Source organism: Salibaculum sp., from assembly GCF_035270045.1.
GTDB lineage: Bacteria > Pseudomonadota > Alphaproteobacteria > Rhodobacterales > Rhodobacteraceae > Salibaculum.
Genome location: NZ_DATFIP010000041.1, coordinates 22564 through 32675 on the forward strand (window position 1 = coordinate 22564; position 10112 = coordinate 32675).

At 69.9% G+C, this 10112-nt stretch carries 9 protein-coding genes; 6 read left to right on the forward strand and 3 right to left on the reverse strand.

Translation table 11 applies throughout. The features are described from left to right. Positions 1 to 50: 50 nt before the first annotated feature. On the forward strand, positions 51 to 1616 hold the full coding sequence (gene crtD, locus VJ897_RS06925; protein WP_324054500.1) for a 1-hydroxycarotenoid 3,4-desaturase CrtD: 1566 nt from the start codon (positions 51 to 53) through the stop codon (positions 1614 to 1616). Continuing rightward, positions 1535 to 2461, forward strand: a complete 927-nt coding sequence (crtC, locus tag VJ897_RS06930) for a carotenoid 1,2-hydratase (RefSeq protein ID WP_324054502.1) — start codon at positions 1535 to 1537, stop codon at positions 2459 to 2461. The genes crtD and crtC overlap by 82 nt, the downstream gene beginning before the upstream one ends. On the opposite strand, the gene tspO is transcribed toward crtC, so the two are convergent. Genes tspO through VJ897_RS06945 form a run of 3 tightly spaced genes read right to left on the reverse strand, consistent with a single transcriptional unit; the run spans position 2458 to position 5545 of the window. After that, the gene (gene tspO / locus VJ897_RS06935) at positions 2458 to 2925 is read right to left on the reverse strand and encodes a tryptophan-rich sensory protein TspO (protein ID WP_324054504.1); all 468 of its coding nucleotides are present in this window, start codon (positions 2923 to 2925) and stop codon (positions 2458 to 2460) included. The genes crtC and tspO overlap by 4 nt on opposite strands. Continuing rightward, complete coding sequence (gene crtB, locus VJ897_RS06940) at positions 2922 to 3971, reverse strand: 15-cis-phytoene synthase (protein WP_324054506.1); 1050 nt, start codon at positions 3969 to 3971, stop codon at positions 2922 to 2924. The genes tspO and crtB overlap by 4 nt, the downstream gene beginning before the upstream one ends. A 2-nt stretch (positions 3972 to 3973) precedes the next feature. Then, positions 3974 to 5545, reverse strand: a complete 1572-nt coding sequence (locus tag VJ897_RS06945) for a phytoene desaturase (RefSeq protein WP_324054508.1) — start codon at positions 5543 to 5545, stop codon at positions 3974 to 3976. Positions 5546 to 5664: 119 nt separating this feature from the next. On the opposite strand from VJ897_RS06945, the gene crtA reads away from it, so the two are divergent. From crtA to bchO, 4 genes are read left to right on the forward strand one after another with little or no spacing between them, the layout of a single operon-like run. Continuing rightward, positions 5665 to 6372, forward strand: a complete 708-nt coding sequence (gene crtA / locus VJ897_RS06950) for a spheroidene monooxygenase (RefSeq protein ID WP_414706695.1) — start codon at positions 5665 to 5667, stop codon at positions 6370 to 6372. Then, positions 6369 to 7373: a magnesium chelatase ATPase subunit I gene (bchI, locus tag VJ897_RS06955; RefSeq protein WP_324054510.1), complete on the forward strand. Its 1005-nt coding sequence runs from the start codon at positions 6369 to 6371 to the stop codon at positions 7371 to 7373. The genes crtA and bchI overlap by 4 nt, the downstream gene beginning before the upstream one ends. Further along, positions 7370 to 9049, forward strand: a complete 1680-nt coding sequence (locus tag VJ897_RS06960; protein WP_324054512.1) for a magnesium chelatase subunit D — start codon at positions 7370 to 7372, stop codon at positions 9047 to 9049. Before bchI ends, VJ897_RS06960 begins: the two co-directional genes overlap by 4 nt. A gap of 3 nt (positions 9050 to 9052) precedes the next feature. Next, positions 9053 to 9916 (forward strand): alpha/beta fold hydrolase BchO, encoded by an 864-nt coding sequence (bchO, locus tag VJ897_RS06965; protein WP_324054514.1) that lies wholly within the window; start codon positions 9053 to 9055, stop codon positions 9914 to 9916. The last annotated feature ends 196 nt before the right edge of the window (positions 9917 to 10112 follow it).

The following is a 10112-nucleotide window of genomic DNA, read 5'->3' on the forward strand; positions in this document are numbered from 1 at the left end:
ATCTGTAAATTAAACTGGACACTTTCGGCCAGCGAGTCAACACTCTTGGCATGACAGCCCGCAAGTCACCCCAGGCCCACCGCGCGCTCGTGGTCGGTGCCGGCATCGCCGGTTTGGCCGGCGCAGCCCGATTGGCCGCAGCGGGCTTGGACGTGCACGTCCTCGAACGGCACCCGGGCCCCGGTGGGCGGATGCGCTGTCTGCCCTCGACCGCCGGGCCGGTGGATGCCGGCCCCACGGTTCTGACCCTGCGCCCGGTCTTCGAGTCGCTTTTCCGGGACCTGGGCACGCGGCTGGAGGACCATGTCACGCTGATCCGGCAGTCTTTGCTGGCGCGGCACTTCTGGCCTGACGGTAGCCGGCTGGACCTCTTCGATGATCCTGCGGCCAGCGCCGCCGCCATAGCCGATTTCGCGGGCCCCTGCGCGGCAGAACAGTTCCGGCGTTTTTCCGGCCGGGCACGCCGCCTGTTCGACGGGTTCGACGGGCCGATGATGCAGGCCCCCGCGCCAAGGCCAGCCGGGCTGGCGGGCCACGTGGCCCGGCGACCGTGGCTGATCCCCGACATGGCACCCCTGTCCAGCCTCGCCCGCAGCCTGGCGCGACAATTCGACGACCCGCGGCTGGCACAGCTTTTCGGTCGCTACGCGACTTATGTGGGCGGCACGCCTGACCGGGTGCCCGCTTTGCTGGCGCTGATCTGGCAGGCCGAGGCAGCCGGCGTCTGGGTGGTTCAGGGTGGCATGCACCGTCTGGCCAGGGCCATCGAGGGTCTGGCCCGCGGCCATGGCGCGCGCTTTTACTATAACGCGCATGTTGCTGAAATCCTCGTGGAAAATGGCCGCGCGGCAGGTGTTCGCCTTGCTGATGGGACCAAACACCGGGCCGACACGGTGCTGTTCAACGGCGATCCGCGCGCCCTGGCCAACGGCCAGTTCGGCACTGCCACCGCGGTCGTCGCCCCCCAGACCCGACGCGCGCCGCGCAGCCTCTCGGCCGAGGTCTGGGCATTTGCCGCCACGCCGACCGGCCCCGACTTGGCCCATCACAACGTGTTTTTCCGCGATACCGCCAAGCCGGAGTTCGACGCCATCGCCAAGGGGCGGTCCGTCCCCGACCCGACCCTCTACCTTTGCGCGCAGGATCGCGGTGTGCCCGGCGGCATCCCTGCACCCGAACGCTTCGAGATCATCGCCAATGCCGCCCCGCTGACACGGGCCCCCAATGAAACGGAGTTCGAGACATGCCGGACACGCACGTTCACCACGTTGGCCCGCTTCGGGCTGACCTTCGATCCGCCCCCGGGCGCCGAGACCCTGACGACACCGGCAGGGTTCGAGCACCTGTTTCCGGCGACGGCCGGGTCCCTCTACGGGCAGAGCCCGCACGGCATGACGGCGGCATTTCGGCGCCCGACGGCGCGCACGGCAGTGCCGGGGCTCTACCTGGCGGGGGGCGGCACCCATCCGGGGGCCGGGGTGCCGATGGCCACGCTCTCCGCCCGGCACGCGGCCGAGGCGATCATGCAAGACCGATGTTCGACCTCGCCGTCCCGCCAAACGGCTATGCCTGGTGGTATATCGACGGGATCAGCGACAATTGCGGGCGATCGATAAGCGTCATCGCCTTCATCGGCTCGGTGTTCTCGCCCTGGTATGCCTGGTCTGGCCGCCGCGCGCCCGACAACAACGTCTGCATCAACGTGGCCACTTATGGCCCTGGCGGGCGATTCACCATGACCGATCGCGGCCGCAGCGCGCTGCGCCAGAGCACCGACCGGTTCACCGTCGGCCCCTCGTCGCTACACTGGACGGGCGAGGAGTTGGTCATCTCGATCAACGAGATCGGCGCGCTGCCGCTGGTTGGCCGGGTACGTGGCACGATCCGGCTGCGGCCCTCGGCCATGACGGAGGTGGAACTGCCGCTGACACCGGACGGCGCGCATGTCTGGCGGCCCTTCGCGCCGACCAGCCGGGTGCGTGTCGACCTCGACGCACCGGGCTGGCAATGGGACGGGCACGGCTATTTCGACGCCAATTTCGGCACCCGGGCGCTGGAACAGGATTTCAGTCACTGGACTTGGGCGCGCTACCCGGTGGGCACGGGCAGCACCTGTTTCTACGATGCCACCCGCATGGACGGCACGAACCTGGGCGTGGGCGTCCACTTCGACGAGGCAGGAACGGCCCGCGCCATCGTGCCACCGCCCAAGGCGCCGCTGCGGCGCAGCCTCTGGGCCATGCGCCGCGAAACCCGCGCGGATACCGGATACAAGCCGCAGCAGGTGCAATCCATGCTGGACGCGCCCTTCTACACCCGTGCCGCGGTGCGCACGCGCATCGACGGTGAGGAAACCACGGGGGTGCATGAAACGCTGAACTTGCGGCGCTTCCGGTCGCCACTGCTCAAGCCCATGCTGGCGGTCCGCGTGCCCCGGCGCGCAGGCTGGCGCTTCGATTAACCGGCTTTGGCGACCTCGGGGTTGCGCTGCAGCACCGAGAAGTTCAGCGCCCCGGCCACCGACACCCAGGCGAGATACGGCAAGAACAACACCCCGGCCAGTGTATCCACCTGCCAGAGCGCCAGCATGGCTGCGGCCACGGCGCCCCAGAGGCCGCAAAGCACGAACAGCCCAAGCCGCATGCGGCCCAGCCCGAAGAAAACCGGCGTCCACAGCCCGTTGAGCGCGATCTGCAGCGACCACAGCGCCATGGCCAGCCCGTTATCGGGGCTGACAGCGGCACGTGCCCCGGCCGTGGCCATGCACAGGTAAAGCGTGACCCAGGCAACCGGGAACAGCCAGTTGGGCGGCGTCCAGGGCGGCTTGTCCAGGTCCTCGTACCAGCGCCCGGGCGGGAACAGACCTCCGGTGCTGCCCGCAGCCAGGCAGGCGGCCAGGAAGATCGCGAAATAAAGCCAGATCATGCGTAGCCTTTAACCTGCCCGCCGTCGGCCTGCAACGCCGCGCTGCGGGCGGCATCGCGTGTCTTGAGTTGCGCCATTGTGGCATAGAGCGACTCGCTCCAATCCGGCGTCGGGGCGGCGGGATCGGCGGCCGCCTCGACAAGAAAGGCAGTCTCGGGCAGGGGACGGGCAAAGATCACCGGCGAGGTGGGCGTGACGGCGCTCGTCGCGGCACGCAGGCCGGACAGCGCCAGCCAGCCCAGTTTCCGGCCCCGGCCCGTGCGCGCACGCGCCAAGACCGGGTCGCAGCCCCCGCGGCGCAGTTGGGTGCCGATCCCGGCATAGATGTAGCGCGCGGCGAAAATGCCCGGGCGGCAAGACAGCGGCAAAGCGCCGATCCCGGCCTCGGACCGGATGTAAAGGCGATTGGCCTCGGCCAGCAGGCGGCGCACAAGGTCCGAGATCACCGGCGAGGGGTGCGGCGCCTCAAGAAAGGCTTCCGGGGCAAGTCCGGCCTCTTCCATCCATGCGGTCGGAAGGTAGAGCCGGCCTTCGCGGGCATCCTCGCCCACGTCGCGGGCGACGTTGGTCAGCTGCATCGCCACGCCCAGGTCACAGGCCCGGGCCAGCGCATCGCGGTCGCGCACGCCCATGAGCACGCACATCATGGCCCCCACCGCAGAGGCCACCCGCGCCGAATAGGCGCGCAGCTCGGACAGGGTGGCGGGCCGATGGCCCATGGCATCCCAGGCCAGGCCCTCCAGCAGGGCTTCGGGCAACGCGCGCGGCATGTCGTGATCGGCCACGATGGCGGCAAAGGCGCGGTCGGCGGGCGCGTTGCGCGGACGGCCCTCATAGACCAGATCAAGCCGGTCATGCAGGCGCAGCACGGCCTCGGCCTTTTCGGGCTGCAGATCGACGGCGTCGTCGGCCAGCCGGCAGAAGGCATAGAGCGCCAGCGCCGGGTCGCGCAGACTGGCGGGCAGCAGCCGCGAGGCCGCGTGAAAGGACCACGACCCGTGGCGGATCGCCGCTTCGCAATGGGCCAGGTCGCGCGGGTCGATCATGGTTACGGCGCTTTGCTTGATGCGAGGACGGGATCGGGGACCAAGGTATCGAGCACCTCAGCGCTCGAGATCACGCCGGGCAGCCCCGCGCCGGGATGGGTGCCCGCGCCCACCAGGTAAAGCCCCTCGGCCTCTTCGCTGACATTGTGCGGCCTGAACCATGCGCTTTGCAGGATGCGCGGCTCGATGGAAAAGCCCGACCCCATCGGGCTGAGGTACCGATCGCGGAAAGTCTCGGGGGTGAAAACGCGCGAGGCGGACAGGTGGTCGCCCAGCCCCGGCAGGATCTGATCCTCGAGCACCGCCTGCACCTTGGCGCGATAGGGTTCGGCCTGCGCGGCCCAGTCCACCGGGTCATCATGCCCAAGGTGGGGCACGGGGCTGAGCACGTAGAAGGTATCGTCGCCCTCTGGCGCGGCACTGGGGTCGGTCACGGTGGGGCGGTGCAGGTAAAGGCTCATGTCCCCGGCCAGGCGCCCCTTGCGGAAGATGTCGCGCACCAAGCCGCTATAACGGGGGCCGTTCAGGATGGTGTGATGGCCCGCCTCGGGCCACATGCCCCGGGTGCCGCGCGTGCCGAAATACCAAACGAACAGACCCATGGACCAACGCGACCGCTTGAGCTTGGCCGGGGTCCAGCGCCGTTTGCGATGGTTGCGCAGCAGGCGGTCGTAAGTGTGGCCCGCATCGGCGTTCGAGACGACGAGATCCGCCGTCAGGATCTCGTTCGTCGTCAGGCGCACCCCCCGCGCGCGATCCCTGCCCCGATCACGATCCAGAAGGATCTCGTCGACCTCGGCGTTCTGGATCACCTGACCGCCCTGGTCCTCGATCACCTTGACCATGGCGTCCGCGATGGCCGCCACCCCGCCCATGGCGTAGTGGACGCCGAATTCCTTTTCCAGGTGGCTGACCAGCGCATACATCGAGGTCACACGGAACGGATCGCCACCGATGAAGAGCGGGTGAAAGGACAGCGCCATGCGCAGGCGCGGGTCCTTGACCCGGCGCGCGGCATGGGCGTGAACCGAGCGGTCGGCCCGCAGCCAGGCGAATTTCGGCAGGACCTTCAGCAGGTCCGGCAGGCGATGCATGGACCGGCGACCCAGATCCTCGAAGCCGAACCAGTAGCGCCGTTCGCTGTCCTTGAGGAACTTGTCGTAGCCGGGCAGATCGGCCGGAGACAGGCGCGCCACCTCGGCGCGCATGGCCGCGTCGCCCTGGCGCGCGGTGAACGTGCTGCCATCGGGCCAGCGAATCTCGTAGAATGGGTCGAGGGCGCGCAAATCCACCTCGGCGTCGAAGTTCCGCCCGCAGGCCGCCCAGAGCCCCCGAAACAGCTGCGGCACGGTGACGATGGTGGGGCCGAGATCGAACCTGTGGCCACCTTCCCAGATCGCCGAGCCGCGCCCGCCGGGCCCGTCCAGCCTGTCCAGCACCACGACGCGATACCCGCGGGCACCCAGCCGCATGGCCGAGGCGAGGCCGCCAAGCCCCGCCCCGATAATGACCGCGCGGGGCGCAACGGCCGTGTCTGCCTTTTCAACCAGGCCGGGATCGAGACGTGTCAACATACCGTAATCCTATACATGTCCAGTTTAGTTGACAATCGGTCATTATGCCTCTTTCTTCGGGCGGCCCGGCATGTCAGATTGAACGGCACACGGGCCGCATCACGATCAGGAGCCGGGCCATACAGACCGTCACCATCAGCTTTTTCCGATTTGCCCCGGGGCTGTCACGCCTCTGGGCCTTTGGCATGATGGGACTGGCCCGCCTCGCCCTGCCGCGTGTGTCCGACCTCGGCTTCTGGAAGCTCTGCGGCGCGGGCACGGGCGAAGGGTTCACCCCCCGGCCCGATACCGGGGTCTACGCGATCCTGGCCACCTGGCCCGACCAGGCCACCGCTCGTGCCCGCACCCGCGAAGCGGGCATCTTCCGCCGCTACCGCGCCCGCGCCGATGAGGCCTGGACCGTCTTTCTCGCACCGGTCTCGGCGCGCGGGGAATGGTCGGGCGTCGCCCCCTTCGCGCCGCAGGGGCCAGTGCCCGAGGGACCTCTGGCCGCCCTGACCCGCGCCAGCCTGCGCCCGACCAAGGCGCTGCGTTTCTGGCGGCACGTTCCCGACATCAGCCGGGTGATCGGTGCCGACCGCAACGTTGCCTTCAAGATCGGCATCGGCGAGGTGCCGCTGCTGCACCAGGTCACCTTCTCGATCTGGCCCGACCGGCAGAGCATGGCCGATTTCGCCCGTGCCGACGGCCCCCATGCCCGCGCCGTGCGCGCCGTGCGCGAGGGCGACTGGTTCCGCGAGGAGCTTTACGCGCGCTTCCGTGTCCTCGGCGACGAAGGTAGCTGGTACGGCGCGCACCCCCTGGACAAACTGGACCTTTCCGCATGACCACCCCCTTTCCCTTTTCCGCCATCGTCGGCCAGGACCAGATGAAACTGGCCATGGTGCTGACCGCCATCGACCCCGGCATCGGCGGCGTGCTGGTCTTCGGCGACCGCGGCACCGGCAAGTCCACCGCGGTGCGCGCGCTGGCCGCCCTTCTGCCCCCCGTGACGGCAGTGCGCGGTTGCCCGGTGAACTCGGAGCGCCTCGAAGATTGCCCTGACTGGGCCGACATCAGAGACCCCGATCTGATCGACCGCCCGACCCCGGTGGTCGATCTGCCGCTGGGCGTGACAGAGGACCGCGTGACCGGCGCGCTGGACATCGAACGCGCGCTGACGCAGGGCGAAAAGGCCTTCGAGCCCGGCCTGCTCGCCCGTGCGAACCGCGGCTATCTTTATATCGACGAGGTCAACCTTCTGGAGGATCACATCGTCGACCTGCTGCTCGACGTGGCGCAATCGGGCGTCAACGCCGTGGAACGCGAGGGGCTGTCGATCCGCCATGCCGCGCGCTTCGTGCTGGTCGGCTCGGGCAACCCCGAGGAGGGCGAGCTGCGCCCCCAACTTCTGGATCGCTTCGGCCTGTCGGTCGAGGTCACCTCGCCCGACACCATCGAGGACCGTGTAGAGGTGATCCGCCGCCGCAGCGCCTACGAGACCGAAACAGATACATTCCTGGCGCACTGGCAGGCCGAGGATGCGGCCCTGCGCGATCGCATCCTCGCCGCCCGCGCCGCGCTGGCGGGTGTCGCCACGCCCGAGGACATCCTGCGCGACTGCGCCAACCTGTCACTGGCGCTTGGCACCGACGGGCTGCGCGGCGAGCTGACCTTGCTGCGCGCGGCCCGGGCCCTGGCCGCGCATGACGGGGCCGCCGCGATCACCCGCGACCAGTTGCGCACCATCGCGCCGCTGGCTCTCGGGCACCGCCTGCGCCGGGATCCGTTGGACGAGGCCGGGTCCGCGGCGCGCGTGACGCGCGCGGTTTCGGACGTGCTGGGATGAGCGCACCGCCGGCCTGGACCCGCACGCTGCGGGCCATGGCCGCGCTGGCGGTCGACCCGGGCGGCCTGGGCGGGCTGACCCTGCGTGCCCGCGCGGGGCCGGTGCGCCAGACCGCCGAGGCTGCGCTTGCAAAACTGCCCGGCCCGCAACGTCGCATCCACCCCGAGATCAGCGACACCCAGCTTTTCGGCGGGCTCAATATCGCCGCCTCGCTGGCCGAGGGGCGCATGGTGCGCGACCCCGGGCTGGCCGAGACGCCCGGCCTGCTGATCCTGCCCATGGCCGAACGATGTTCGGCCGGGCTGGCCGCGCGGCTCGGACAATTGCTGGACGCGGGAAAAGGACATGCGCTGGTGATGCTGGACGAAGGCGCCGAGCCCGAGGAAGCCGCGCCCGACAGCCTTCTGGACCGGCTCGCCTTCCACCTTGACCTGTCCGGGCTGCACTGGGCGCAGGTCGCCGCCACCCTGCCCGCCCCGGCCGAGATCGACGCAGCGCGGGCGCGGCGGGCCTCCCTGTCCCTGCCCGAGACCAGCCTTGCCACCCTGACCGTCCTGGCCGCGCAATTCGGGATCGACAGCCTGCGCGCACCGATCCTGGCGCTGGCCGCCGCGCGGGCTCTGGCCGCCCTGGACGGGGCCGGGATTGTCACCGAAGCGCATGTGACCGAGGCCGCCGAACTGGTCTACCCCGCACGCGCAACACAGCGGCCCGAAGCCCCCGAGGAGGACAGCGACAAAGAGGACACGCCCGACACGGACACCGAGGAGGAAAAAGACGGTACGGTGACCGACCCCGGCGCCGAGTTGCCCGACGAGATGCTGATTGATGCGGTCGCGGCATTGTTGCCCGACGGACTGCTGGACCGCGTGGCGGCCAGGACAAGGGCGCGCGGCGCGCTCTCGGGCGGCGGGGCAGGGGCGCGGCGGCGCGGCAACCGGCATGGCCGCCCCCTGCCCGCGCGGCCCGGTCATCCTGATGGCCGGGCCCGGATCGACGTGATCGCCACCCTCCGCGCCGCCGCCCCCTGGCAGGGACTGCGTGCCGGACGCGGGGGCACCCGGATCACGATCCACCCCGCCGACATCCGCCTGCGCCGCTACGAGGACCGCTCGGACCGACTGGTGATCTTCATAGTCGACGCCTCGGGCTCGGCCGCCATGGCACGGCTGGCCGAGGCCAAGGGCGCGGTCGAACTGCTGCTGGGGCAGGCCTATTCCCGGCGCGACCATGTTGCACTGGTTGCATTTCGCGGCACTGGCGCGGAAACGCTCTTGCCGCCGACCCGGTCGCTGGTGCAAGCCAAGCGGCGCCTCGCCGCCCTGCCGGGCGGTGGCGGCACACCGCTGGCCGCCGGGCTGCAAGAAGCCGCGGCGCTGTGCGAACAGGCGCGCCGCCGGGGCCTGACCCCGGCCTTCGCCCTGCTGACCGATGGCCGGGCGAATGTCGCGCTTGATGGCAGCAGCGGCCGTGACACCGCCCGCCGGGACGCCGAACGCACCGCAGCCCTGCTGGGTGGGCAGGCCCGCCAGGGCTGCGTCATCGACACCGCACCGCGGCCCGGGCGAGAGGCCGCCGCGCTCGCCGGGCACCTGGCGGTCGATTGCATCACACTGCCGAGAGCCGACGCGCAGCGCCTTTCAGGGGCGATCGATACCGCATTGGGGGGTGCCTGATCCATGGATTGGGCGCGCGATCTGCCGGACTGGCCCAAAAGCGCACTGTCGCGCCGCATCGCCACGCGGCCGCACCGGTGGCATGTGCAGGAGTCCGGCACGGGGGACACCCTTCTGCTGTTGCATGGCGCGGGAGCATCGACCCATAGCTGGCGTGACCTGCTGCCAATCCTGGCCGGGCGCTTTCATGTCGTCGCACTGGACCTGCCCGGTCAGGGCTTCACCCGCGCCGGCACGCTGCGCCGCTGCGGGCTTGACGCCATGGCCGAGGATATCGCGGCACTTTGCACGGCCAATTCCTGGGCGCCAAGGGCCTTGATCGGCCACTCGGCAGGCGCGGCCATCGCCCTGAGGCTGAGCGAGATCCAGGTCAACGCGGGGCGCTCGCCGTCCCGTGTCATCGGCCTGAATCCGGCACTTGGGCATTTCGAGGGCACCGCCGGCTGGCTTTTCCCGGCCCTGGCGAAACTGCTTGCGCTGAACCCCCTCACCGCGAGCCTGTTTTCCTTTGGACGGCCGAGGCCGTCCCGCGCGCGTCGGCTGATCGAAAGCACCGGATCACGGCTCGATCAGGAAGGGCTCGATCTTTATGCGCGGCTGATTGCGGATCGCGACCATGTCGATGCAACCTTGCAGATGATGGCCCAATGGCAAATCGATCCCTTGCTGGGCCGCCTCGACCGGATCAGGGCGCAGTGCATGTTCATCACGGGCGCGCAGGACAAGGCGGTGCCGCCGCGTGTGGCCGATCAAGCCGCGGCCCGCATCCCGGATTGCCGGGTCAGGACAGTGCCCGGCGTCGGCCATCTGGCCCACGAGGAATCCCCTCAAGAAATCGCGGACCTCGTCGTGGACTGGCTCGACTGACCCCGGAGCGGGTCGCCCCGTCACGACAGTGCCCTTTATCCCGCCCTTCGGACGCAAAAAGCGGTGACGCCGGGAGGAGGAGGGCGCCACCGCTTCTTCGTCTCGCGCCCGGCCTAGGGAGGAGGAGGGCCGACCGCGTCGATCTTGGGCGAAGCTGCGGCGATGCCAGGGAGGAGGAGAGGCATCGCCGCGTCTT

Coding starts and splice junctions, on each gene's coding strand:
- VJ897_RS06960 (WP_324054512.1), top strand. CDS start 7,370: ATGAGCGCACCGCCGGCCTGGACCCGCACGCTGCGGGCCATGGCCGCG.
- crtB (WP_324054506.1), bottom strand. CDS start 3,971: ATGATCGACCCGCGCGACCTGGCCCATTGCGAAGCGGCGATCCGCCAC.
- bchI (WP_324054510.1), top strand. CDS start 6,369: ATGACCACCCCCTTTCCCTTTTCCGCCATCGTCGGCCAGGACCAGATG.
- crtD (WP_324054500.1), top strand. CDS start 51: ATGACAGCCCGCAAGTCACCCCAGGCCCACCGCGCGCTCGTGGTCGGT.
- tspO (WP_324054504.1), bottom strand. CDS start 2,925: ATGATCTGGCTTTATTTCGCGATCTTCCTGGCCGCCTGCCTGGCTGCG.
- crtC (WP_324054502.1), top strand. CDS start 1,535: ATGTTCGACCTCGCCGTCCCGCCAAACGGCTATGCCTGGTGGTATATC.
- bchO (WP_324054514.1), top strand. CDS start 9,053: ATGGATTGGGCGCGCGATCTGCCGGACTGGCCCAAAAGCGCACTGTCG.
- VJ897_RS06945 (WP_324054508.1), bottom strand. CDS start 5,545: ATGTTGACACGTCTCGATCCCGGCCTGGTTGAAAAGGCAGACACGGCC.